Annotated in this window: 21 protein-coding genes; 9 read left to right on the top strand and 12 right to left on the bottom strand. The window is 63.4% G+C overall.

Going from position 1 to position 24,953, the window contains the following annotated elements:
- Positions 1-29 precede the first annotated feature (29 nt).
- Positions 30-554 (bottom strand): crossover junction endodeoxyribonuclease RuvC, encoded by a 525-nt coding sequence (ruvC, locus tag ACYVHK_RS18800; protein WP_460535453.1) that lies wholly within the window; start codon positions 552-554, stop codon positions 30-32.
- Positions 555-624: 70 nt separating this feature from the next.
- Here ruvC and ACYVHK_RS18795 point away from each other — a divergent pair, with 70 nt between their 5' ends.
- Positions 625-2,061, top strand: coding sequence for a PAS domain-containing protein (locus ACYVHK_RS18795; RefSeq protein WP_460535248.1), 1,437 nt, complete (start codon positions 625-627; stop codon positions 2,059-2,061).
- 122 nt (positions 2,062-2,183) lie between these two features.
- Here the strand turns inward: ACYVHK_RS18795 and ACYVHK_RS18790 are convergent, their stop codons facing one another.
- Entirely contained in the window at positions 2,184-3,074 is an 891-nt protein-coding gene (locus tag ACYVHK_RS18790; protein WP_460535245.1) for a cell envelope integrity TolA family protein, read from the bottom strand.
- Positions 3,075-3,306: 232 nt separating this feature from the next.
- On the opposite strand from ACYVHK_RS18790, the gene ACYVHK_RS18785 reads away from it, so the two are divergent.
- The gene (locus tag ACYVHK_RS18785; RefSeq protein WP_460535243.1) at positions 3,307-3,624 is read left to right on the top strand and encodes a c-type cytochrome; all 318 of its coding nucleotides are present in this window, start codon (positions 3,307-3,309) and stop codon (positions 3,622-3,624) included.
- Positions 3,625-3,817: 193 nt separating this feature from the next.
- Entirely contained in the window at positions 3,818-4,231 is a 414-nt protein-coding gene (dksA, locus tag ACYVHK_RS18780) for an RNA polymerase-binding protein DksA (RefSeq protein WP_460535241.1), read from the top strand.
- Positions 4,232-4,264: 33 nt separating this feature from the next.
- Here the strand turns inward: dksA and ACYVHK_RS18775 are convergent, their stop codons facing one another.
- Positions 4,265-4,489: a hypothetical protein gene (locus ACYVHK_RS18775; RefSeq protein ID WP_460535239.1), complete on the bottom strand. Its 225-nt coding sequence runs from the start codon at positions 4,487-4,489 to the stop codon at positions 4,265-4,267.
- A 154-nt stretch (positions 4,490-4,643) separates the two neighbouring features.
- On the opposite strand from ACYVHK_RS18775, the gene aroG reads away from it, so the two are divergent.
- Positions 4,644-5,702 carry a 3-deoxy-7-phosphoheptulonate synthase gene (aroG, locus tag ACYVHK_RS18770; protein ID WP_460535237.1) on the top strand — a complete coding sequence of 353 codons (1,059 nt, stop codon included), beginning with the start codon at positions 4,644-4,646 and terminating at the stop codon, positions 5,700-5,702.
- Positions 5,703-5,778: 76 nt separating this feature from the next.
- Here aroG and ACYVHK_RS18765 read toward each other — a convergent pair whose 3' ends face one another.
- The 5 genes from ACYVHK_RS18765 to ACYVHK_RS18745 all read right to left on the bottom strand — a co-directional run bounded on the left by ACYVHK_RS18765 (position 5,779) and on the right by ACYVHK_RS18745 (position 10,703).
- Positions 5,779-6,435 (bottom strand): amino acid ABC transporter permease, encoded by a 657-nt coding sequence (locus tag ACYVHK_RS18765; protein ID WP_460535235.1) that lies wholly within the window; start codon positions 6,433-6,435, stop codon positions 5,779-5,781.
- Between the two features lie 96 nt (positions 6,436-6,531).
- Positions 6,532-7,314 carry a type 2 periplasmic-binding domain-containing protein gene (locus tag ACYVHK_RS18760; protein WP_460535233.1) on the bottom strand — a complete coding sequence of 261 codons (783 nt, stop codon included), beginning with the start codon at positions 7,312-7,314 and terminating at the stop codon, positions 6,532-6,534.
- Between the two features lie 37 nt (positions 7,315-7,351).
- Complete coding sequence (locus ACYVHK_RS18755; RefSeq protein ID WP_460535230.1) at positions 7,352-8,509, bottom strand: trans-sulfuration enzyme family protein; 1,158 nt, start codon at positions 8,507-8,509, stop codon at positions 7,352-7,354.
- A 186-nt stretch (positions 8,510-8,695) separates the two neighbouring features.
- Positions 8,696-10,063 (bottom strand): pyridoxal-phosphate dependent enzyme, encoded by a 1,368-nt coding sequence (locus ACYVHK_RS18750; protein ID WP_460535228.1) that lies wholly within the window; start codon positions 10,061-10,063, stop codon positions 8,696-8,698.
- A 127-nt stretch (positions 10,064-10,190) separates the two neighbouring features.
- Positions 10,191-10,703, bottom strand: coding sequence for a hypothetical protein (locus ACYVHK_RS18745; RefSeq protein ID WP_460535226.1), 513 nt, complete (start codon positions 10,701-10,703; stop codon positions 10,191-10,193).
- Positions 10,704-10,998: 295 nt separating this feature from the next.
- Here ACYVHK_RS18745 and ACYVHK_RS18740 point away from each other — a divergent pair, with 295 nt between their 5' ends.
- The 5 genes from ACYVHK_RS18740 (at position 10,999) to ACYVHK_RS18720 (ending at position 19,064) form a co-directional block, all read left to right on the top strand.
- Positions 10,999-11,508 (top strand): putative pterin-binding protein, encoded by a 510-nt coding sequence (locus ACYVHK_RS18740; RefSeq protein ID WP_460535224.1) that lies wholly within the window; start codon positions 10,999-11,001, stop codon positions 11,506-11,508.
- A gap of 15 nt (positions 11,509-11,523) precedes the next feature.
- The gene (locus ACYVHK_RS18735) at positions 11,524-14,577 is read left to right on the top strand and encodes a hybrid sensor histidine kinase/response regulator (protein ID WP_460535221.1); all 3,054 of its coding nucleotides are present in this window, start codon (positions 11,524-11,526) and stop codon (positions 14,575-14,577) included.
- The gene (locus tag ACYVHK_RS18730) at positions 14,574-15,755 is read left to right on the top strand and encodes a response regulator (protein WP_460535219.1); all 1,182 of its coding nucleotides are present in this window, start codon (positions 14,574-14,576) and stop codon (positions 15,753-15,755) included. Before ACYVHK_RS18735 ends, ACYVHK_RS18730 begins: the two co-directional genes overlap by 4 nt.
- 3 nt (positions 15,756-15,758) lie before the next feature.
- Positions 15,759-17,201 carry a hybrid sensor histidine kinase/response regulator gene (locus tag ACYVHK_RS18725; RefSeq protein ID WP_460535217.1) on the top strand — a complete coding sequence of 481 codons (1,443 nt, stop codon included), beginning with the start codon at positions 15,759-15,761 and terminating at the stop codon, positions 17,199-17,201.
- A 267-nt stretch (positions 17,202-17,468) separates the two neighbouring features.
- A complete protein-coding gene (locus ACYVHK_RS18720; protein ID WP_460535214.1) occupies positions 17,469-19,064 on the top strand; it encodes a M64 family metallopeptidase in 1,596 nt (531 codons plus the stop codon).
- Positions 19,065-19,150: 86 nt separating this feature from the next.
- Here the strand turns inward: ACYVHK_RS18720 and ACYVHK_RS18715 are convergent, their stop codons facing one another.
- The 4 genes from ACYVHK_RS18715 to ACYVHK_RS18700 form a co-directional block, all read right to left on the bottom strand.
- On the bottom strand, positions 19,151-20,287 hold the full coding sequence (locus ACYVHK_RS18715) for a CaiB/BaiF CoA transferase family protein (RefSeq protein WP_460535212.1): 1,137 nt from the start codon (positions 20,285-20,287) through the stop codon (positions 19,151-19,153).
- A 7-nt stretch (positions 20,288-20,294) separates the two neighbouring features.
- Positions 20,295-22,421 carry a fatty acid beta-oxidation multifunctional protein gene (locus tag ACYVHK_RS18710; RefSeq protein ID WP_460535210.1) on the bottom strand — a complete coding sequence of 709 codons (2,127 nt, stop codon included), beginning with the start codon at positions 22,419-22,421 and terminating at the stop codon, positions 20,295-20,297.
- A 12-nt stretch (positions 22,422-22,433) separates the two neighbouring features.
- A complete protein-coding gene (locus ACYVHK_RS18705) occupies positions 22,434-23,639 on the bottom strand; it encodes an acetyl-CoA acetyltransferase (RefSeq protein WP_460535208.1) in 1,206 nt (401 codons plus the stop codon).
- Positions 23,640-23,778: 139 nt separating this feature from the next.
- Positions 23,779-24,915, bottom strand: coding sequence for an acyl-CoA dehydrogenase family protein (locus tag ACYVHK_RS18700; RefSeq protein ID WP_460535206.1), 1,137 nt, complete (start codon positions 24,913-24,915; stop codon positions 23,779-23,781).
- Between the last annotated feature and the right edge of the window lie 38 nt (positions 24,916-24,953).

The raw sequence follows: 24,953 nt of genomic DNA, 5'->3' as shown, positions 1-24,953 counted from the left end.
GTAGATAAACGGAAGCGGCAGTCTGGTATCTACAGGCTGACCCAGCGGCCGCGGCGTGATTTCATGCCGGCGTTGGCGAGGCCGCCGGTGGCGTGGTTGGCATGCGCCAGCGCACAGGCTAGCGCATCGGCGGCATCGGACTGCGGCTCGCCGTTGAGCTGCAACAGGCGCTGCACCATGTGGCTGACCTGTTCCTTGGCCGCATGGCCATTGCCCACCACCGCTTGCTTGACCTGCAGCGCGGTGTATTCCGCCACCTGCAGATTGGCCAGCACCAGTGCCGAGATGGCCGCACCGCGTGCCTGTCCCAACAGCAAGGTGGACTGCGGATTGACGTTGACGAAGACCTGCTCCACCGCCGCCTGCTCGGGCTGGTAGCGCTGGCAGACTTCGGCGATGCCGAGCAGCAACACCTTGAGCCGCTCGGGCAGGCTGCCCTCGCCGCTCCGGATGCAGCCGCTCGCCACGTAGACGCGGTTTTGCCCGACCGCGTCGATCACGCCGAAGCCGGTCGTACGCAGGCCGGGATCTATGCCAAGAATGCGAATGGGAATTTCCTCGGTGTTGCAGTGGTATGCTGCGGATTATATCGTCCGCCCCAATTTTTAAGACGCTCCCGCCACGATGGTCAGGAAATACTTTCCCAGCAACCCCAGCCTGAGCGCCGACGCCATGATAGAGGGCTTCAGGCAGGGCAGCGCCATACTGGCCAATCTGCGCACGGTTGCCTTCGCCCTGCCGCTCAGCCGGGATCGTCTGCTCTATCTGTCCCATTCCGCGGCGGATCTTTATGGCGAGCCGGTCCATGTGCTCGCGCTGCACCCCAATTTCTGGCTCGAAGCCATCCACGCCGAGGACAAGCCTGCGGTCTGGCTCGGCATGGACAAGTTGCGCGCGTCCGAGCATGGCGAGGCCGAATTCGTCTACCGCCTGATCGCGAGCGACGGCGAAGTCGTCTGGGTGCTGCACCACTGCCGGCTGGCCATCAGCGAATCCGGCGTGCCCTTGCGCATCGACAACCTGATTACACCCTGCCAGGCGCCCGCACCGCCGGTGAAACGGCAGGAGATCGGCAACTCGGTGTTTGTCGCCGCGGGCGACGCGCTGATCGTCCGCGATGCGCAGACTCTGGACATACTCGACGCCAACTCCGCCACGCTGGCCATCCTGGCCTGTAGCCGGGCCGAATTGCTGCGGCAGCGGCTGACCGATTTCTCAGTGGCGACCGAGGGCTTCGATGCCCGCGCCGAATCGGCCTACCTCGATGCGGCCCGTAACGGCCGCCCCCAGCGCTACGAGTGGTTGCTCAGCCCGCGAGAGGGTGAGCCACGCTGGGTCGAGGCCATGACCACGCCCCTCAAGCATGCCGACCGGGATTGCCTGCTGACGGTTTTCCGCGACATCGACAGCCGTCATCGTGAGCAGGAGCGCCAGACTCTGGCGGCCGAGCTGGTTGAGCGAGGCCGCGATCCGATTGCCTGGGCCAATCCGGCCGGGCAGCTGCAAAGCCTCAATGCGGCGGCACGCAGTTGGCTCGCCATGGGTAACGAGGTGGTGCAGGACATGTTCATCACCGACCTCCTGCCATCCTGGGCACAGCCGCATTTCCTGCAGACCTGTTTACCCATGGCCACCAAGGACGGCAGCTGGCGTGGCGAGATGGCACTATTGAGCCGCGACGGACGGAACCTGCCGGTGTTGCTGACGCTGATCGCCCACAAGCGCGGCGGTGCGCTGAAGGGCTACAGCCTGGTCGCCCAGGACATCTCGGTCTGGAAGCACAAGGAACAGCGCTACAAGAAGGACAAGGAAGCGTTGGAAAGCGATCAGTTGTTCAAAGACAAGCTGCTCGAGAATGTCAGCGCCAACCTGGTCGCCCCCCTGGACCAGTTGCGCCAGATCGCCCAGATCATTGAGCGCAATCCGGCCGACGCCGAACGGGCCCTGCCCCACCTCAAGCGTGCCATCGAGCAGGCCCATCGCCTTGTCGGCGCCACGCACGAGTACCTGAAGTCCGGCGCCCAGCGCGATCTGCCCGACCATAACAAGCCCAAGCCATGAAAAAAGCCGGCCGCAGTTAGGGTCCGGCTTTTCAGCGCAGCATCGTCGACGCCTGGTACTGCTGAACACCTGGCCTGGCCAGGCGACACACCAGCGCGAGCGAGACAGGTGCCGCCCTGCGCTTAGCGCATCTCGTTATCGCCACGGGCAAAAGTCCAGGCCCGGGTGATGGAGAGTATGTCGGCCGGTTTGCCGGTATCGTCCAGAATGCCGCGCGGCAGGACCGGGAACGGGGCCGCCATGCGCAGGATCCGCTTGGCGGCTTCATCCAGCTCATGATTACCTGACGAACGGTCTATCGTCACGGCGCCCAGCGAGCCATCCGCCTTGATCTCCACCGTGATCAGCAGCTTGCCGGACAAACGCTTGCCCCTGCCATCGGTCGGGTAGTTCAGCGTACCGATACGCTCTACCTTGATCCGCCAGTCGTCCACATAGCGCGCTTCCACCACCCCCTTGGCACGCGCACCGACAAAGGCCTTGCGCGGCCGCGTCTGGTAGGCCGCCAGTTCCCGGGCGATCTCACCCTCCTTGCGGTCGATCTCGGTGGCCTGTTGCCGCAAGGCATTCAGGTCCAGCTGGGTATCTGCCGGCGTGGGATTGGACTTGGCGGAGTCGGCCGACAGTTTGGGGCTGTTCTGCACCTGGTCCAGCAGCTTGCGCAAGCGCGCCTCCTGCTCCACCTGCCGCTTGGCGGCCTGTTGCAGCTCGGGGGTGGGGTTCTCCACCTGCTGGGGTGGCAGCGGCGTCTTGATGCGGCGATTCAATTCATCGGTATTGCCACCGCCGTCGAGATTGGCCTGCGCCAGCACGTCAGCCTTGGTCGGTGCTGTCTTGGAGCGGGCATTGACGAGTACGATCTCGAGCGGCGCGCGGTTGAACAGCGTGCGCGGATCGGGCGGCGAGAAGTGGACCAGGGTAATGACGACGATATGGACGAGCAGCGACAGGCCCACGGTGGCCGTGAACAACTTATTCGGGGGCTGGGGAGTTTCGAGCGTATCGACGGACATCTTGTGATTGAACAAGGCATGGATAAGCGGAATTGAACCGCGCGGCAGTGTAGCACAGCACCCGGACGGCATAATCCGGTCAATTGCATCGTCATGCCGGCGGGGCTAAGATCAACGGTCAATTGCCCGCGATGTCGACGCAGCAACAATATACAAATAGCGTTCGACCATCTCGGCATGCCGCGCTTCCCCGTCCCCTTGACCGGGCGACCATCGCCAGGAGACCTAGAATATGAAATTGCTGTTCGCTGCCCTGCTTGCAGGCCTCGCTTTCACCGCCCATGCAGCCCCGGATGGCCAGGCACTGGCTGCCAAGTACAACTGCATGGCCTGCCATCAGGTGGCAGTCAAGGTCGTAGGCCCGGCCTATAAAGACGTGGCCGCCAAGTACAAGGGCGACAAGACGGCAGAAGCCCGGTTGATGGAGAAGGTTAAAAAAGGTGGTGGTGGCGTATGGGGCGACCCGAAGAGTGGCATCCCCATGCCGCCGCAACAGGTCAACGACGCCGACCTGAAAGTGATTGTGCAGTGGGTGCTTAGCCTGAAGTGACCCGATCGGCGGCACGGCGTCGTAGGGTCCATCACGTTGAAACCAGGCCGCCAATGTAAGAATTTGGAGCAACAGTACAATAATCACGGTTGCAAGGCGCGGGACGGCCCGTTAAGCTCGCGCCCCGCAACTTAAAGGAACAAGCCGACCAACCCGGCAGGTTTGTCCGTCAACCAGCGTGGAGAAGCCCACCATGGCCAAGAAACTCACCGAGGAAGATATCCTCAAGTGGCACGGCGACGATTACATGAACGAGGATCACCTCGCGTTCTTCCGTCAGCGGCTGCTCGATATGAAGGCCGAGTTGCTCGCCAACGCCACCGCCACCAGCCAGCATCTGCAGGAACAGGAAGCCACGCCTGATCCAGCTGACCGCGCAACGCTCGAAGAAGAGTACGCGCTGGAATTGCGTACCCGCGACCGCGAACGCAAGCTGCTGCTGAAGATCGACTCCACCATCAAGAAGATTGATGATGGCGAATACGGTTACTGCGACGACACCGGCGAACCGATCGGACTGGCCCGCCTGCTGGCCCGGCCGACCGCCTCGCTCACGGTAGAAGCCCAGGAACGTCGCGAACGGCTCAAAAAGCAATACGCGGATTGATCCGGCAAGGCCCCAAATGCAAAAACCGCCAGTTCACGCTGGCGGTTTTGCTTTATGCGCGGCCCATCCTGCCACCAGCATCCCCAGTAACAACAGAACGGCCTGCAGCGCGATCCGGTGCCACGCAGCACCATAAGCATCGCCGCCGTAAGCCCATTGCCGCCACAAGGTCGTGACCAGGCTGTACGCCGCCAACATCGCCAGCACAGCACCCGTCAACAGCAGCAATCGCCACAGACCCGCCTTCAAACGATTCATACCGCCTCCCCGGGCATTGCCCATAGCGGCACGCCCTCCTTGATCGGCGTATATACACCGCACCTATCGTCGGCATCAAACAAAGTTATTTGCGTGGTCTCTAGCCTAAAGCTAACCTAGGCAGTTCCCGCCATCCGACCGCAAGTTGCCCGCCATGCTGTTCCAGACCGACGACGTCCGCATCAAGGAAATCAAGGAATTACTGCCTCCCATCGCCGCGCTGGAGAAATATCCGGCCACCGAGGTAGCGACAACCACGACTTTCAATACCCGCCAGGCCATCCATCGCATCCTGGCCGGTGAAGACGACCGCCTGCTGGTCATCGTTGGCCCCTGCTCGATCCATGATCCCGCCGCCGCACTCGACTACGGTCGCCGTCTGCTGGCCCTGCACCAGGAGCTAGCGCACGATCTGGTGATCGTGATGCGGGTCTACTTCGAGAAGCCACGGACCACTGTGGGCTGGAAGGGCCTGATCAACGACCCGCACCTCGATGGCAGCTTCGATATCAACAACGGCCTGCGCCTGGCGCGCAAGCTGCTGCTGGATCTGAACGACATGGGCGTGCCGGCCTCAACCGAATTCCTCGACATGATCACGCCGCAATACTTTGCCGACCTGATCAGTTGGGGCGCCATCGGCGCCCGTACCACCGAGTCGCAGGTCCACCGCGAACTGGCCTCCGGCCTGAGCTGCCCGGTCGGCTTCAAGAACGGCACCGACGGTAACCTCAAGATCGCCATCGACGCGATCCGCTCGGCCAGCGTGCCGCACCACTTCCTGTCCGTCACCAAGTTCGGTCATTCCGCAATCGTCGCCACCGGCGGCAACCCGGATTGCCACGTGATCCTGCGCGGTGGCAAGACCCCGAACTACGACACCGAGCATGTCGCCGCCGCCATCAAGGATGTGGCCGCCGCCGGCCTGCCTGAGAAGATCATGGTCGACTTCAGCCATGCCAACAGCAGCAAGGACTATCGCCGCCAGATGGTCGTTGGCGAGGATGTGGCCAACCAGATCGCAGCCGGCAACCAGGGCATCTTCGGGGTAATGATCGAAAGCCATATCAATGAAGGCCGCCAGGACCTGGTGGAAGGCCAGCCGCTGAAGTACGCCTGCAGCATCACCGACGCCTGCCTGGGTTGGGACGACAGCGTCACGCTCCTGCGCAAGCTCGCAGGCGCAGTTGCCGCCCGCCGTAAGCAGCGCTGAGCGTAGCCGTCGACGCACCAGAAAAAAACGCCGTGAACAGCGGCGTTTTTTTATTTCCTGCCCAATACGCAGGCGATCAATGCGGCAGTGACAACTTCCGCTCCAGCCGCTTCTGCCCGGCTTCCAGCAAGACGCTCAGCAGCCAGTAGATGGCGGCGGCCGCCAGATACAAGGGCAACGGCCGGAAACTGGTGGAGATCAGCTCCTTGGTTGCAAGCATCAGCTCGGTCACCGCGATCACCGATACCAGCGAGGTGTCCTTGATCAGGCTGATCAGTGTATTGGAGAGACTGGGCACCGCCAGGCGCAGGGCCTGTGGCGCCACAATATGGCGCAGCGTCTGCACGCGCGTCATGCCCAGACTGGACGCCGCCAGCCATTGCCCCGGCGGCACGCCGGCAACGGCACCGCGCAGGCTCTCCGCGAGGAAAGCCCCGGCATTGAGGCTGAGCGCCAGCGCCCCGGCCGTGAGTGGCTCGAACTGTATGCCCACGCTGGGCAGGCCGTAGTAGACGACGAAGACCTGCACCAGCAAGGGTGTACCGCGGAAAGCGCTGACATACAGCCCCAGCAGCCACCCCAGCCAGCGCGGCCCCAGCAGGCGCAGGAAGGCCACGATCGCGGCAATCAGCAAACCACCGAGCATGGCCATCACGGCGAACAGCAGCGTCATGCCGGTCGCACGCAGCATCACCGGCAAGGCCTCGGCAAACAGGGAGAGCAAGTCACTCATGGAAGGGGCTCATAGGAATGAGAACCGCCACCGACAACCCGGGGTTGCAGGCCCGGGCCATGCGGCAGCGGCAGGTTCGCTACAGCAGAGGTTAGCTTACTTGGCAGCCAGAGGCTTGCTCACATCACGCTCGAAGTACTTGATCGACACCTTGCGGAAGGAGCCGTCGGCCTTGATGTCGGCCAGGGCCTTGTCCAGCGCCGCGCCAAACTGCGGGTTGCCCTTGGGATAGGGAATCGCATTGCTCTCTTCCTTGCCCACCGGCGCACCACCCTTCAGCGGCAGCTTGGTCTGCTTGACCAGGTAGGGGATCAGCAGGCTGTCGTTCAACGCAGCGTCGACGCGGCTCAATGCCAAGTCCTGCAGGTATTCGGGCGCCCCTGGGTAGGTCTTCACTTCCACGCCTTCGACCGACTTGGCCAGTTCGGCAAAGTTGCTGCCCTGCCCCACGCCCAGCTTCTTGCCCTTGAGATCTTCCAGGCCCTTGAAACTACGCTTGTCGTCCTTGCGGACGATCAGCTGCGCGCCGGAGAACACATAGGGCTGGGTGAAATCGAACACCTCGCGCCGCTTGTCGGTGGCTGCGACCTGGTTGACGATCACATCGTACTTGCCCGCCTGCAGGCCCGCGAGGATACCGCTCCACTCGACGGTGACGAACTCGGCCTTGACCCCCAGCTTCTTGGCCAGTAGCTCGGCGATCTCGACGTCAAAACCGGTCAGCTTGCCATCCTGCTTGTAGTTGAACGGCGGATAGGTGCCTTCGACCGCGATCTTCAGCGCGCCGCGCTGCTTGACCGTATCGAGCAGGTCAGCCGCCTGGCTGGTACCCAGCAGGGCCAGCGCCAGCAAGGACATCAGGAAAGTACGTTTCTGCATGGAGTGCTCTCTTCCTCGGTTTGCGGTTACGGGGAGTTCAAATGGCAGCCAGGCCAGCCTGCAGATCAGCGATCAGGTCATCGAGATGCTCGACACCGACCGACAGGCGCAGCAAGTTCGGGGTAATGCCACGGCGCAGACGGTTGTCTTCCGGAATGGAGCCATGGGTCATAGCCCAGGGCAGGTTCACCAGGCTCTCGACCCCGCCGAGACTTTCGGCGAGGGTAAAGACTTTGAGTGCCGCCAGGAAGCGACGCACACCGGCGTCGTCCGCCTTCAGCCGCAAGGTCACCACGCCGCCAAAACCACGTGGATACTGCCTTGTTGCCAGCGCATGCTGCGGATGGCTTTCCAGGCCGGGATAGATCACGTCCTCCACGCCAGCGCGGCCTTCCAGCCATTGCGCGACCGACAGGGCATTGCTGCTGTGCCGTTGCATGCGCAAGGGCAGCGTGCGCAGGCCCCGCAGCGCAAGGAAGCTGGAGAAAGGATCAAGCACGCCGCCGACCGCGTTCTGCAGATAGCCCAGCCGCTCGGCCAGTTCCGGCGTACGGACGATGGCGGCACCGCCGATCACGTCCGAGTGGCCATTGAGGTACTTGGTCACCGAGTGCAGCACGATATCCACGCCGTATTCGAGCGGGCGCAGCAGGTAGGGCGTGGAGAAGGTCGCGTCGGCCACCACCAGCGCACCGACCTTGTGGGCGGCTTCGACCACCGCGGCCAGATCGGCGACCTTGAGCAGCGGGTTCGTCGGCAGCTCCAGCCAGACCAGCTTGGTGGTCGGCGTGATGGCCGCCCGCAAGGCCTCGATATCATCAGGCGCCACGTAGTGGGTCTTCAGGCCGGCGGTACGATTGCGCACCTTCTCGAACAGGCGCCAAGCGCCGCCATACAGGTCGTCCAGCGCCACGATCTCGCTATTGGCGTCGAGCAGTTCCAGCACGGTCGACATGGCGGCGAGGCCCGAAGCAAAGGCAAAGCCGGCCGCGCCGCCCTCCAGCTCCGCCAGCGCCTTCTCGAATGCGCCACGGGTGGGGTTGCCGCTACGGGCATATTCGTAGCCGCTATGTTCGCCCGGCGCACGCTGGGCGTAGGTGGAGCTGGTGTAGATCGGTGGCATCACCGCACCGGTCGGATCCGGGCTGTAGCCAGCGTGTACACTCAGGGTATCGATATGCTTGGTCATCGTCATTTACTCTCTTAGGACGCCTCTGCAACAGCGCACATTCTCGTGTCAGCGAGGCCCCCTTGCGGCGGCGAGCGCGAGGGGTGTGGGATAGAACAGACCTTCAGGTGGCTGACTACTTCGGCCTCCTCCTAGCGGGAATGGCCGGGCGGAGCGTGATGGTTTCCGGCCTATCCCTTGTATAGCGCGGCCTCAACGCCAGCGTTGGCGCCAGTGATTAATCAGGTCCGCCTGGGTGATCAGCCCCAGGAAACGGCCGCGCTCGACCACGATGGCCACATGGCCGTCGTTGAATACGCGCAACAGCTTTTCAGTGCTATCAGTCGGGGCCAGTGTCTCCAGCTCGGTGCTCATTGCCTGCTTCACGCTCAGACGGAAATTCTCCGGCTCGTCATGCACTGCCAGCAGCAGGTCCCACTCGTCGATGATACCGACCACCTCCGCGTCGCCCTCCACCACCGGCAGTTGCGAGACATCGTGCCGGCGCATACGCGCATAGGCATCGGCCAGCGATTCATCCGGTCGACAGGTCACGGTCGCACCCAAATCATGGCGACGGGTGATCAGGTCGGTCAGGTTGCCCTGTCGCGGCAGGCTCACCAGCCCTTGATCGATCAGCCAGCCCTCATTGAACTGCTTGGACAAGTACTTGTTGCCGCTGTCGCAAATAAAGGTCACGACCCGCTTGGGTTCCGTCTGTGCACGACAATAGCGCAGGGCTGCCGCCACCAGCGTACCGCTGGAGGAACCGGCGAGGATGCCTTCAACCTCCAGCAGTTGCCGGGCGGTATCAATGCTCTCTTCGTCCGAAATGCGCAGTGCGCGGCGCACGGCGCTGAAATCGGCCATCGGCGGGACGAAGTCCTCGCCAATCCCCTCCACCCGCCAGCTACCGGCCTCGCCAAAGCTGCCGGTCTCGACATAGTCGGCAAGGATGGAGCCGACCGGATCGGCCAGCACGAACTCGACATCCGGGGAAGCGCGCTTGAAGAAACGGCTCAGCCCGGTCAGCGTACCGCTCGAGCCCACGCCAACCACCACCGCATCCACAGCGTGCCCCAGCTGCTGCCACAACTCCGGGCCGGTACCGTGCTCATGCGCGGCCGGGTTGGCGGCATTGTTGAACTGGTCGATGTAGTAGGCGCCTGGCGTTTCCAGCGCCACACGACGGGCGTAGTCCTGATAGTACAAGGGATGGCCCTTGATCACGTCGGAGCGCGTGATAATGACCTCGGCCCCCAGGGCCTTGAGGTGGAAGATCTTTTCCAGGCTCATCTTGTCCGGCACGACCAGCTTGAGCTTGTAGCCTTTGCGTGCCGCAACCAGCGCAAGGCCCAGACCGGTATTGCCAGCGGTCGCCTCCACGATGGTGCCGCCAGGCTGCAGCTTGCCTTCGCGCTCGGCCGCTTCGATCATGGTCAGCGCAATGCGATCCTTGATTGAGCCGCCAGGGTTGTGGCTCTCCAGCTTGACGAACAATTCACAGGGGCCGGTATCAAGCCGCGTGAGCTTGACCAGCGGGGTTTGGCCTATCAGGCCCAGCAAAGGATCGAACGACATGGGTACCTCGTCGGAGAAGTGAAGCGCGGGCCGATTGTGTCGGCCCGCGCTATTACAAAGACGATGGTAAGACCAGTTCTAAATTCTGAAAAGTTATTTTGAGTTATCTAGTCAGGCCGGGAAGGCATTACTTCTGCAGCAAGTTGCGCAATGCCGCCAAAGTACGCAGCTCCTGCCGCACAAAACGCTCAATCTCCGACCGCCCCAACTGACCCGTACCATGAACCGGAATCTCATCCGGCGACAACCCCAGGGCGGCGCATAGCGCCAGCGCCTCGGCATTGAACTGCGGCGTACCTGCCAGAGGACGGCCGCGCTCCCCATGGGACAGGCGACAAGCCGGCACCGCCAGGTTGTCGGCCACATCCTCGGCCACGATCAGCATGCCAAAGTCGGGTTCTTCCGCCTCGATCATGGCCAGCAGGTCACAGGCAGCCAGGGGTTCGCCAACCGCCACGCAGTGCTCGCTGAGCACGCCATCCATCGGCGTCAGCACCAGCTTGCTTGCGCCGGCAACCGCCAGCCGCAGCAGCGGCATGTCAGCCAGCACCTCGCTGCCGGGCGCGATCAGCCATTCGCTGACGACGGCCGGATAGTCCAGGTCATCGGGGGCGCATACGAGGTGGGTAGTGGTGGTCATAAGCTTGGCTTGCGGGGATTATCGCCATTGTTGAGCAAGCGGGCGAAATAGGGAAGCAACGTCATGCCCACGCGGCAGGATTACCCGAGTCCCGAAGATGACAGGCCGGTCCCTTCAGGTACCCTCCGGTAGCGATGACGGTGCTTGTTGCAAATCGATCGCCGACATCAGTGCCATCGCAACAGCATCCCAATTTCGGCGAAATCCTGCAGTCATAGCTGATATATTGGTTCAGTAGGTACTCAAGAATAATGAAGCGGTAGCAGCAAGCTTGGCCTTTTGGAGAGGAAAGTCTGTGTATACCCGTCATCCCCCCTCGTGCGCGCTCGCGCTGGCTTTCTTGATCACGTTGTCCGTCGCTTGTCTGGCGCTCGACAAGCCGATGGGCAAAGCCGTGTTGACCTTGAGCGGCCAGATCAGCCAGGTCAACGACAGGCAGCAGGCCGTCTTCGACATGAAGATGCTGGAAACCCTGCCGCAGCACAGCTTCACCACCCAGACCCCCTGGTACCCCCAACCGGTCAAGTTCACCGGCCCCTTGCTACGTGACGTACTGCAGGCCGCCGGCGCCAAGGGCAGTACCATCGTCGCCGTGGCGCTGAACGACTACAAGACCGAAATCCCTTTCCAGGATGCCGGCAAGTACGATGTAGTCGTCGCCCGGCTGATGAATGACAAGCCCATGCCGGTACGGGAAAAAGGCCCGCTGTTCATCATTTACCCCTTCGATAGCAAATCCGAGCTACGGGCCGAGGTCTATTACAACCGCGCGGTCTGGCAGCTGCGCAGCCTGCAGATCAGGTAGCGAGTCAGACCCGCCATGCGTAGCCAGCGACCACTGTTCCTGCTGTTGATCGCCAGCCTGGCCCTGCTCTATATCGCTATCGGGGCCATCCTCGCCCACCAGTACAACAATCTGAACCAGGTCATGCGGCGCGGCGAAGACAACGCGCTGTGGGCGTTCGTGCAGCTCAATGTCGAGTTCCAGCGCTTTGACCATGCGCTGCACGCCCATATGCTGGACCCGGCAGAAACTCGCGACAGCATCCATTCCGAGGGCAAGGCGGGCAGCATCACCTTCGAAGAACTGCAACTGCGCTATGACATCTTCGTCAGCCGTATCAGTGCGATCCAGACCGGCACTGCCGGCGTACTGATGGGCGACGAGCCCATCTACCAGAAGACCCAGCAGGCATTGGGCGAATTCATCAAGGAAGCCGACAACTACCTGGGTGAGAACGGCCAGCGCAGCATCGATCTTTACGCGCCCATGCTGCGGGAGCGCCTGCTGAGCTTGCAGGACGACATCCAGGACCTGGCCTATACCGCGGCTCAGGTCGCAGCACGCACAGTCGACGCGCGTAACCAGGAACTGCGGCGACAGGTGATCATCACCACCGCGCTAACCGCTTTCCAGGGCTTGCTAACACTGCTGTTCGGGCTTGCCATGCTGCGTCAGTTCCGGCAGCGGCAGAAGGCCCAGATCGAAGTGTTCACGGCCCAGGCCAAGCTGGTGGACATGCTTCAGCAGAACGAGGAAGTGCTGGAGGAACGGGTGCAGACCCGTACCCACGAGCTGGCCGAAGCAAACCAGACGCTACGCGAGCAGGAAGTCGAACTTCAGGCCGCCCGCGCCAAGGCCGAGGATGCCTCCAAGCTCAAATCAGACTTCCTGGCCAATATGAGCCACGAAATCCGCACCCCAATGAACGCCGTCATCGGCATGAGCCATCTGGTCCTCGGCTCCGAACTGACCAGCAAGCAACGTGACTATGTCGAGAAGATCCAGCGCTCCGGCCAGCATTTGCTCGGCCTGATCAACGACATACTGGACTTCAGCAAGATCGAGGCCGGTAAGCTCGACGTCGAGCACATCCCTTTCGAGCTGCCGGCGGTGCTCGACAATGTTGCCAACCTGATCAGCGAGAAATGCAGCAACAAGGGTCTGGAATTGATCTTCGATATCGACCCTGCCCTGCCTGAATGCCTGCTGGGCGACCCGCTGCGGTTGGGCCAGGTACTGATCAACTATGCGAACAACGCTGTGAAGTTCACCGAACAGGGAGAAATCCTGGTTCGCGCCCAGTTGATCGAACGCAGCGATGACGCGGTGCTGGCCCGTTTCGAGGTCCAGGATACCGGCATCGGCCTGAGTCCCGAGCAGCAGGCGCGACTGTTCCAGTCCTTCCAGCAGGCGGACAGCTCGACCACCCGCAAGTACGGCGGCACCGGCCTCGGGCTGGCTATCTCGCGCGAGCTGGCAGAGCTCATGGGTGGTCAGGTCGGGGTAGAGAGTACCCAGGGCATCGGCAGCACCTTCTGGTTCACGGCCCGACTCGGGATCGGCGAGGCGGTGCCCAGCAAGGCCTTGCTACCCGATCCGGATCTGCGTGGTCGACGTGTGCTAGTGGTCGACGACAACCCGCACGCCCTGCACATCCACAGCACCATGCTCAGCAGCATGAGTTTCGACGTGACGGAAGCAGAGTCGGGCGAACGGGCTGTGATGTTGGCGAACGAAGCCTGCCGGGCCGGCCGGCCGTTCGATGCCGCCTTCGTGGATTGGAAGATGCCGGGTATCAACGGCCTCGAGACCTGCCGGCAACTGGCCCAGCTCACGCCGCCGCCACAGCCGGTCATCGTTACCGCCTATGGTCGTGAAGAGGTGTTCCGCGAGGCTGAGCAGGCTGGGATCAAGCTGCTGCTGGTCAAGCCGGTCAGCCCGTCGCTGCTGTTCGATGCCGCCATTCGGGCACTGGGCGGCAACGTGCTCGAAGACCTGGCACCACGCCGGGCCGGCAACATCACGCTACAGGACCTCAGCGGCCTGCATGGTGCCCGGGTGCTGCTGGTGGACGACAACGACCTGAACCAACAGGTTGGGCGCGACCTGCTGGTCGGGGCAGGCCTGCTGGTCGACGTTGCCGAGAATGGGCAGATCGCGCTCGACCTGCTGGCGCAGCAGGATTACGACCTGGTGCTCATGGACATGCAGATGCCGGTCATGGACGGTCTGACCGCCTGTCGCCATATCCGTGCCCGGCCGCAATGGCACGACCTGCCGGTACTGGCCATGACCGCCAACGCCATGAGCAGCGACCGCGACCGCTGCCTCGAAGCCGGCATGAACGCCCACCTCGCCAAACCGATCGATCCGGACGAACTGTTCCGGTTGCTGCTGCAATGGATACCCGCCAGGCAACAGCGCGTGCCGGACAGACCGGGCATCGCGACCGCGAACGTGAACCCGCCCCCCTCCTTCCCCGAGATCGCCGGTATCGATACCGCTGCCGGCCTCAAGCGGGTATTGAACAAGCGCACGGCGTACGAAGCCATGCTGCAGAAATTCATCAACGGCCAGCGCGACGTCGTGGCGCAAACCCAGGCCCTGCTGACGGCCGGTCAACGCGACGACGCCACCCGGCTGCTGCACACGCTGAAAGGCACGGCCGGCACCATCGGCGCCGATGCACTCGCGCAGCAGGCTGGCAAGCTCGAGGCCGCGTTGAAAGAAGGAGCGGACAGCTGGGAGGTCATCGCCCAACTCGGACCGCTGGCACAGGCTTGCGAGGCATTGATCGCCGATCTGCAGTCCGTACTGCCGGCCCAGACCCAGGTCGAAGCGACGACCGGTGATATCGACTGGCCTCACGCCCGACGGCTCATAGTCCGTCTGGAAGCCCTGTTGGCCGACGATGATTCCGACGCAATCGAACTGTTCTCGACCGAGGCATCCCACCTCAAGGCGGTGCTCGGCCCCGGTTTCGGGCCGCTGGAGCGTGCCATCAACAGCTATATCCTGGTCGATGCACTGGCCGCGCTACACACAGCAAAACAAGCCATACCGGCACTGAGTGAGGAAACCGCACCATGAGTAATCCACTGGATTTCACCGAGAAGCCCACCATCCTGGTGGTGGACGACACCCCGGACAATCTCTCCTTGATGAGCGGCCTCCTGCGCGGAGAGTACAAGGTCAAGCTCGCCCACAGCGGCGAACGCGCCCTGCAGATCGCGGCAGGCGACGGCAAGCCCGACCTGATCCTGCTCGACATCATGATGCCGGAAATGGACGGCTACGAAGTACTGCGACGCCTGCAGCAGGACCAGGCAACCCGCGCCATCCCGGTGATCTTCCTCACCGCCATGAGCGCCGCAGAGGATGAAAAGATCGGCCTCGATCTCGGCGCGGTCGACTACATCAGCAAGCCGATCAATCCGGCCATCGTGCTGTCGCGGGTCCACAACCACCTGCAACTGAAATTGGCGCGGGATTTCCTGCAGAACCAGAACGAATTCCTCGAGCACGAGGTGAAGAAACGTACGCGCGAGGTCGTCGCCATTCAGGACGTCACCATCCGGGCCATGGCCTCGCTGGCCGAGACCCGCGACAACGAGACCGGCAACCATATCCGCCGAACCCAGCACTATGTGCGGGCACTGGCCGAACAGTTGCAGTTCCATCCCCGCTTTTCCGCTGAACTCACCCCCGCCAATATCGAGTCATTGTTCAAATCGGCACCTTTGCACGATATCGGCAAGGTCGGCATCCCCGATCGCATCCTGCTCAAGCCCGGGAAGCTAGAAGCAGACGAATTCGAGATCATGAAGACCCATACCACCTTGGGCCGTGACGCGATCATCCATGCCGAGCTGGATCTCGGACAATCGATCCCCTTCCTGCGCTACGCCAAGGAGATCGCCTACTCCCACCAGGAAAAATGGAACGGCAGCGGCTACCCGGAAGGCCTGGCGGGCGACGATATCCCGCTGTCGGCCAGGCTGATGGCGGTCGCCGATGTCTACGATGCGCTGATTTCGCGCCGGGTCTACAAGCCCGCCTTCCCGCATGAGAGAGCCGTCGGGATCATCGTGGAAGGCCGGGGCAGCCATTTCGACCCCGATATCGTCGACGGCTTTCTCGATATTGCCGAACGCTTTCGCGAGATCGCCAGGCAGTACGCCGATGGCGATCACGCGGTGGAAGCCGAAGCCGCACGGCTGGCTCGGGACTTCGCCACCGAACCAGTGGAAATCAAGGGAATCCCCTGAGCCATGATCCAAGCCATCAGTACCCTGTTGGTTGTCGACAGTGACCCGGTGCTCGCCGCGGCCCTGGCCGAAGAGCTGCAACGCAACGGATTTACGCAGGTACTGCTCGCCCAGGACAAGGACAGTGCCTTGCAGCTATTGCATCAGCAGCCGGTGCAACTGGTACTCAGCGAGTTGCGGCTGCCCGGCACGAGCGGACTCTCGCTACTTGAAACCATGCGGACCGAGGAAGCGCTCGCCGAAATTCCTTTCGTCCTGATGTCGGGCGGCCTCGACCGGCAATCCGCCGAGCAGGCGATCCGGCTCGGTATTGGCGACCTGCTGGTCAAGCCCTTCACCACCCAGCGCTTACTGGAACGCGTGCAGCGAGTGCTGCACCGCGACGGCCCTCCCACCCAGGGAGGCAAGGAGGATAAGGAAGAACGAGCCAGCATCCTGGTCGTGGACGATACCCCCGACAACCTGCAGCTGCTGGCCGGCCTGTTCCGCGACCAGTTCAAGGTCAAGCTGGCCCACAACGGCGAGAAGGCGATCGCCATCTGCCACTCCAATGCCCCGCCGGACCTGATCCTGCTCGACGTGATGATGCCCGGCATGGATGGCTTCGAAGTCGCCCGCCGCCTGCGTCAGCACCATGCCTCGGAACATATTCCCATCATCTTCGTCACCGCCCTGAGTGACGAGCGCTCGCGCGAGCAGGGCCTCGCACTCGGCGCCGTGGACTATGTATTCAAGCCCATCGACCCGAGCCTCCTGCGTATACGGGTCCGCAACCTGATGCGCTATGTGGAGCACCGCCGGCAACTGCAGACAGACCTGGACCAGATGCTGGAGCTGGCAGCACTGCGGACCGATATGCAGCGCCTGATCGGCCACGACCTGCTGCGCCCGCTGAACCAGAGCTGGCCGGCCCTGCAGAGCCTGGCCAGTGATCCGGGCCTCAGTCCGGCACAAAGACAGCAGGCAGAATTGGCCGCCGCCGGTGCCAAGCAGATGCTGGAAATCATCGAACTGGCCAGCAGCCAGCTGGAACTGGAAGCAGGCCAGCGCAAACTGAAACTGGAGGCCGTACCCTTGGTGCCGCTGCTACAGGACCTGATCACGCTGTTTACGACTCGCTACGCCGACAAGGCACTACGGCTGGAACTCGACGCCAGCTCGACCTCCCTGCTCGCAGCCAAAGCCGACCCCGGCCTCTGCCACGCCCTGTTCTACCGCTTGCTGAATCACGCGTGCGATATCAGCCCGGCCGGTAGCCAGCTGCAGCTCACGTTAGGCGACAGCCACCCGCTGGCCGTTCAGCTTGAGTTGCCTGCCCTACCCGGCAGCAGCAAATCCTTCGCCGCCGTCCAGGCCCTGGCACGTGCACAGGGCGGCAGCCTGCTGCAGGACGATGCGGACGTAGACCAGAGACACCGTATCCAGATCAGCTTACCAAGGGCCTGATCCCTCTTTCGTCCCCGACCAGTCATCCCCCCCCGCTGGCATCCCCGCCAGATAGACCTACCCTGATAAGGGGCGCGAGGAGCTATCACGCGCGGGCCTGACCTCACCAGGGAAGGCGGCGGCCCACCCACCGGCATACCCACGCCGGCGCGGACGCGAACCTGTGCCCACCTTCCGGCGCTGCCAAGACATAAACCAGAACAAAGCCTGACGGCGCTCCCAAGCAGCATTACTGCGGACCATCCGCACTGTTGAGGAGGCACGTTCATGAAGCACCATCTCACCCTGCTGTTTGCCCTTGTTGCCGGCAGCCAGGTCGCCAGCGCCGCCGACAACCTGCTCTTGCGCATCAAGCAAAGCAATACGCGTGGCAGCAGCGACTACGAGCTGATCCACGCCCAGGCTGGCCAGTTCGCCAGCAAACCCAACCTCACCGCCACCACCAGTTCCGACATCTACCTGATAGGGCGTGATCGCAATGGCCACGAGCTGTTCCGCAACCGCGTACGCAACCCCGGCGTACTGCACGCCGAGTCCTTCAATCCCGGCACCGGCCAGATCGAGCAGGCGCAGGACATACAACTGCCGCAGGCCTACTTCGAGGTCAGCGTGCCCAGCCTGAAGGCCCTGGACCATATCGAGCTGATAGCCGGCCAGCCTGTCGGCAACCGCATGAGCGCGATGACGATCGGCAAGCGTTTTGACCGGCAGGCACTGGATACCGCTTTAAGCCGCAGCCGGATGCAGATGCTTGCCACCCAGGCCACCGGCAGTACCCTGCTATATGAGAGCGGCCCCGCGGCGAACCGGATGGACATCGTGCTGATCGGCGATGGCTATACCAGTGCCGAGATGGCGAAATGGGCGACCGATGCGCAGAAGGTTGCCAACGGCCTGCTCGCGGACCCGCTGTTCAATGCCAACCGGACCGGCATCAATATCCGGCGGGTCGATGTGGCCAGCAGTCAATCCGGGGTCGATGAACCGCTCAAGGGACAGACACGCAATACGGCACTGGGCATGGTGGTCGGTTGCTACAACGTCGACCGGCTGGTATGCGCCGACGAGAACCTGGTCTATAGCGCCGTGGGCTCGGTCACGTCGGCCGACGCCCGGGACGTCATCGTCGCCATTGCCAACACCACGACCTATGGCGGCGCCGGCGGTGAGATTGCCACCATGACCATGCACGCCTCGGCGATCGAACTGGCGCTGCATGAGATCGGCCATACCGCCTTCGCCCTGGCCGATGAGTACGACTACGGTACCTGCAACAGCAGCTATGAACCGAGCGAAGCCAACGCCACGCGCCAGACCAGTCGTGCAGCCGTCAAATGGAGCAGCCTGATTGCCAGCACCACCAACGTACCCACGCCCAAGAACTACTATCCGGCCGGTACCGTAGGCCTGTTTGCCGGTGCCAAGTATTGTCCAAGCGGCCTGTACCGCCCGACCGAAAACTCCCGCATGCGCACGCTGGGCAGGCCCTGGTACGCGGTGAACGAGAAACGGGCCAATGCCGTGTTCACCAGCTATTACAGCCCCGGCGGCGATCAACCCACGCCCACCACGGTAACCGGCACACTGGCGGCAGGTCAGTTCGTCAATTTACCCTCCGTGGGTTACTACTACAGCGGGCAGGGCGGCAACTTCCAGATCCAGCTCAGCGGACCAGGCAATGCCGACTTCGACCTGACCCTGTACCGCTGGAGCGGTTCAGCCTGGGTCGCCATGGCCAGCGCCAAGGGCCCGACCTCAACCGAGACCATCAACTATGCGGGCGTCCCGGCGTATTACTATTTCGAGGTGAAGTCGCACACCGGCGCCGGCAGCTACACGGTGAACTACCTGTTCCCCAAGTAGCGTCCAGCACTTGCGCCAGGCAGGCCGTATCTTGTGCCTGATCGCCACAGCCCGCTACCGCGGGCTGTGGCGTATCGGAAGCCTGCTCAGGCTGTTGCGGACAGCAGCATCGCGATGTCCGCGTCAGACAAACCCGCCGCCCGCAGGATGGCGACACCATCTGCACCGCGCCGTGGCACCGGCCCCGGCTCAACACCGGGTGCCGCCGAAAAGCGAGGAGCCGGCATGGCCTGCAGGACACCATCGCGCTCCGCATAGACCCCGCGTGCCGCCATGTGCGGATGCGTGCTCGCCTCAAGCGGGCTCAACACCGGCGCAAAGCAGGCCTCGCTGCCTTCAAGCAAGGCCACCCAATGAGCACGGGATTGTCCGGCGAACAGCACGGTCAGCCGTTCCCGTAAGCGGGGCCAGCGGCCGGGGTCGTACGGTTGCTGGAAGTCAGCGTCGTCGCGCAGCCCCAGCTTGTCCAGCAACAGCGCATAGAACTGCGGCTCCAGCGCACCGATGCTGACATGACCACCGCAGGCGCAGCGGTAGCTACCGTACCAGTGCGGGCCATCCAGCAAACCCTGGCCTCGCGCCGTCGGTTGCCGGCCCGCCGACTGCAGCGATAGCAGCAAGTTCATCAGGTTGGCACTGCCATCGACCACGGCGGCATCCACCACCTGCCCCTGTCCGCTGCTGCGGGCATGCAGCAGGGCCGCCAGCACACCCATGGCCAGATAGAGTGCCCCGCCGCCGAGGTCACCCACCAGCGTAGGCGGTGCCAGCGGAGGGGCATCCGCCTGGCCGGCATACCAGAGCGCACCGGAGAGCGCGATGTAGTTGAGATCATGGCCGGCCGTCTGTGCCAGCGGCCCCGCCTGGCCCCAGCCGGTCATGCGACCGTAGACCAGACCAGGTCGACGGGCGAGGCAGACATCCGGCCCCAGGCCCAGCCGCTCCATCACACCGGGTCGCATGCCTTCGATGAGTACATCGGCACTGTCGACCAGGGTCAGCAACGCCGCCACCGCCGCCGGTTGCTTCAGGTCCAGCGCCAGCGAACGCTTGCCACGATTGAAGATGGCGTGGCGCCCCAGCTCGAGCGGGTCACCGGACTTCGCGCCCGCCCGCTCGATCAGGATCACCTCGGCACCCATGTCCGCCAGCAACATGCCGCAAAACGGTGCCGGACCAAGGCCGGCGATTTCGATGACGCGTACGCCGTGGAGTGGGCCCATGACGGTCTCAGCGCGCGTAGAACGCGTCGTCCCTGGCCGCCATCTGCCGCAACAGCCCGGGCACCTGGAAGCGTGGTCCATACTGTGCAGCCAAGCCTTCGCACTGCGCGACGAAGGCCGCCACACCGAGCTGCTGGATATACGACAACGGCCCGCCGCGGAACGCCGGGAAGCCCCAGCCGAGGATGGCGCCGACATCGGCATCCCGCGGCGTGGTCAGTACGCCCTCATCCAGACAGCGGGCGGTCTCCACCGCCTGCACGCTGATCAAACGCTGGATCAGCGTCTGTACGTCCGGCTGGCTGGCGGCGGTTGGAAACTCCTTCGCCAGGCCCGGCCACAACTGCTTTTTGCCCCCCTCGGGATAGTCGTAGTAACCCTGGCCCACCTTCCTGCCTAGGCGTCCCAGCACCACCATGCGTTCGGCCACCTGCTCGCCGGGCCGGCCCTCATAGACCTCGCCGAGGTCCAGCCGTGCCTGCCTGCTGATCTTGTGGATCAGCTCGCTCGATACTTCGTCGGTTAGCGCCAGCGGCCCGACTGGCATGCCCGCCTGCAGGCCGGCATTCTCAATCAAGGCCGGCGCCACCCCTTCGGCCAGCATGGCGAGCCCTTCCAGCACATAGGTGGAGAACACCCGGCTGGTATAGAAACCGCGACTGTCGTTGACCACGATGGGCGTCATGCCCACCGCTTTGACATAGTCGAGCGCCCGGGCCAGGGTCGCATCGCTGGTCTGCTTGCCGACAATCACTTCGACCAGCGGCATCTTGTCGACCGGCGAGAAGAAGTGCAGGCCGATGAAATTCGCCGGCCGGCTACTGGCCTCAGCGAGGCCTGTGATCGGCAGCGTCGAGGTATTGGAGGCAAACAGGGCATCAGGTGCCAGCATTGCCTCGGCCTTGCGGGTGACTTCGGCCTTGATGGCGCGGTCTTCGAATACCGCCTCGATCACCAGTTCGGCCGCGTCGAGCCGGCCATAGTCGGTCGTCGGCTCGATCCGCGCGAGCAGCGCCTCCGCCTGTTCCGTCGTGACCTGGCCGCGCTGCACCTGCTTGTCCAGCAACTTGCGAGCGTAGTCCTTGCCGCGTTCGGCAGCATCCTGGCTGGTGTCGAGCAGCACCGTCGTGATGCCGGCCTTGGCGGTGACGTAGGCGATACCCGCACCCATCATGCCGGCACCGAGGATGCCGACTTTGCCATAGCGCTGCGTCGGTACATCGTCTGGCCGGGACGCCAACTTGTTGGCTTCACCCATGCTGAAGAACAGCGTGCGTATCATCGCCTTCGCCTCGGGCGACAGTACCGCCTGTACGAAATAGCGGGCCTCGGTGGTCAGGGCCGTATCGAAGTCGGTGATCAGGCCTTCATAGACGCAGGACAGGATGCTGGTCGCAGCCGGGTAGTTGCCATGGGTCTTTTGTCGCAGCATCGCGTTTGCCGCGGTCAACAGCTGCTGCACCGCCGGGCTGGCGACGCCACCGCCCGGTATCTTGTAGCCCTTGCTGTCCCAGGCTTGCTGCGCCTTGGTCTGGCCTTCACCCAGCAGCCAGCTGCGCGCAGCCTCGATCTCCTCACCGGCCGGTACCACCGCCTGCAGGATGCCGGCCTTGAATGCATCGGCCACCTTCAGGCGCTTGCCCTCCAGCAGCAGTGGCAGGGCGGCCTGGATGCCGATCATGCGCGGCAAGCGCTGGGTGCCGCCGGCACCCGGCAGCAGGCCCAGCGTGACCTCCGGCAGACCGAAGCGGGCCTTGGAATTGTCCGCCGCCACCCGGTAGTGCGCAGCCAGGGCAATCTCCAACCCACCGCCGAGCGCCGAACCAGGCAAAGCCACCGCGACCGGCTTGCCGCAGGTCTCGAGCTTGCGCAGCGAGCGGTGCAGCGCGCGGGTCTGCTCGAACAGCACCGCCGCATCACCGCTGGCCTGCAGCCACCCCAGGTCTCCGCCGCCGATAAAGTCAGGCTTGGCCGATGTCAGCAGGATACCCTTCACCGCGGCATCACCCACCGCGCGGTCGACCACGGCAAAAAAGGCGGCGCAGCTCTCGCCATTGATCACATTCTGGCGACGTCCCGGCAGGTTCCAGCTCAGGGTGGCAATGCCGTCCTGGTCGAGGGTGTAATCGATCATGGTATCGGCCTCCTACAGGCGTTCGATGATGGTGGCAGTGCCCATGCCGGCACCCACGCACAGGGTCGCGAGGCCCGTGCTGGCGCCGCGCCGCTCCAGCTCGTCCAAGAGGGTGCCAAGTATCATGGCCCCGGTCGCACCGAGCGGATGCCCCATGGCGATCGCGCCGCCGTTGACATTGATCTTCTGGTGCGGGATGGACAGCACCTGCATGAAACGCAGCACGACCGAGGCAAACGCTTCGTTCAGTTCATACAGATCGATGTCGGCCGCCGTCATGCCGGCACGCTTGAGTGCCTTCTCGGCGGCATAGCTCGGGCCGGTCAACATGATGGAAGGCTCGGAACCGATGCTGGCAAAAGAGCGGATGCGTGCCCGCGGCTTGAGGCCCGCTCGCTGGCCAGCCTCGCGGCTGCCGATCAGCACGGCGGCGGCACCATCGACGATGCCGGAGCTGTTGCCGGCGTGGTGCACATGCTGGATACGCTCCAGCTCGGGGTAGCGCTGGCGGATGACGGCATCGAAGCCGTAGTTCTCGCCCAACTCGGCAAAGGCCGGCTTGAGCTGGGCCAGGGATTCGAGCGAGGTCTGCGGACGGATCAGCTCATCGCGATCCAGTATCGTCAGGCCATTGGGGTCACGCACCGGCACGATGCTGCGCTTGAACCAGCCGGCCTCGGTCGCCGCCTGGGCGCGGCGGTGGCTTTCCACCGCATAGGCATCGACATCGGCGCGGCTGTAGCCCCATTTGGTGGCAATGGTATCGGCCGAGATGCCCTGCGGTACAAAGTAGTGGCGGATGGCGATCTGCGGATCGACCGGCCAGGCGCCGCCGCTGGAACCCATCGGCACCCGCGACATACTCTCCACCCCGCCGCCGATGGCAAAGTCGGCTTGCCCCGCCATCACCTGGGCCGCCGCCATATTGCAGGCCTCAAGGCCGGATGCGCAGAAGCGGTTGATCTGCACACCGGCCGTCGTTTCCGCGTAGTCCGCCGCCAGCACCGCGATCCGGCCTATGCAGGCCCCCTGCTCGCCGACCGGCTCCACGCAGCCCAGCACCACGTCGTCCACCAGTGCCGTATCAAGCTGGTTGCGCACCTGCAAGGCGCGCAGCGCAGTCTCCGCCAGCCGAACCGGCGTTACACCATGCAGGCCGCCATCCTTCTTGCCCTTGCCCCGCGGTGTGCGAACGGCATCGTAGATATACGCTTCCATCGAGCCTTCTCCTGATTCTAAGTACTTATCTTTGCTAAGTTCAGCGCAGGCGCCCAAGAAACCCGGACGCTAACCATCTGTGAAATCTGAAACAGCGGCTCTCATCTGATTGAGCCCCTGCCCAGCGCCATCTTTGTGGCTACAAGGTACGGGCGATCAGTTCCTTCATGATCTCGTTAGTGCCGCCATAGATCTGTTGCACGCGTGAATCCGCCCAGGCCCGGGCGATCGGGTATTCCCACATGTAGCCATAGCCGCCATGCAGTTGGACGCAGCGGTCCATGACCTTGAATTGCAGGTCGGTCGTCCAGTACTTGGCCATCGACGCCGTGGCCGCATCGAGCTGGCCGGCGAGCTTCAGTTCGATGCACTTGTCGACGAACACCTGCGCGATCTGAATCTCTGTCTTCATCTCCGCCAGCGCATGGCTGTTGACCTGGAAATCGCTGACCGACTTGCCAAAGGCCTTGCGCTCGCGGGTGTAGGCCAAGGTCCATTCCAGGGCCGCCTCGCTCGCCGCCACCGCACCGATGGCAATCTGCAACCGCTCCCAGGGCAGTTCCTGCATCAGGTAGGCAAAGCCACGGTTCTCCTCGCCCAGCAGGTTGCCCACCGGCACCCGCACGTTGTCGAAGAACAATTCGGCCGTGTCCTGCGCCTTCATGCCCACCTTTTTAAGCCGCTTGCCCTTGCTGAACCCCGCCATGCCAGTGTCGACCACGAACAGGCTGGTGCCTTTGCTGCCGCCCTCGGGGGTAGTACGTGCCACTACGATCACCAGATCGGCATGCCAGCCGTTGGTAATGAAGGTCTTGGAACCGTTCAGCACATAGTGCTCGCCATCGCGTACCGCCGAAGTCCGCAACCCTTGCAGATCGGACCCGGCGCCCGGCTCGGTCATGGCAATGGCGGCGATCATCTCGCTAGTCGCCATCTTGGGCAGGTAGTGCTGCTTGAGTGCCTCGCTGCCGTAGTGCAGCAGATAGGGCGCGACGATCTCGGAATGCAGGCCGAAGCCAAGCCCTGTCGCCCCGGCACGGTAGATCTCCTCGATCAGCACCACGCTGTAGCGGATGTCGGCGCCGGCCCCACCGTAAGCATCCGGCATACTGGCGCAGTGATAGCCGGCCTCGGCCGCCTTGTGCCAGATGTCGCGATCCACATAACCCTGCTCCTCCCAACGCTCATGCTGCGGCATGACCTCGGCCTGGATGAAACGGCGGACTGAATCGCGGAAGGTGGCGTGTTCTTCGTCGAACAGGCTGCGGGCAATCATGGGCTGGCTCCGGTTGTCTCGGTATCTTGGTATCGGCG

It is taken from the genome of Chitinimonas naiadis (assembly GCF_054780835.1).
This window is presented reverse-complemented; position numbering and strand designations above follow the sequence as displayed.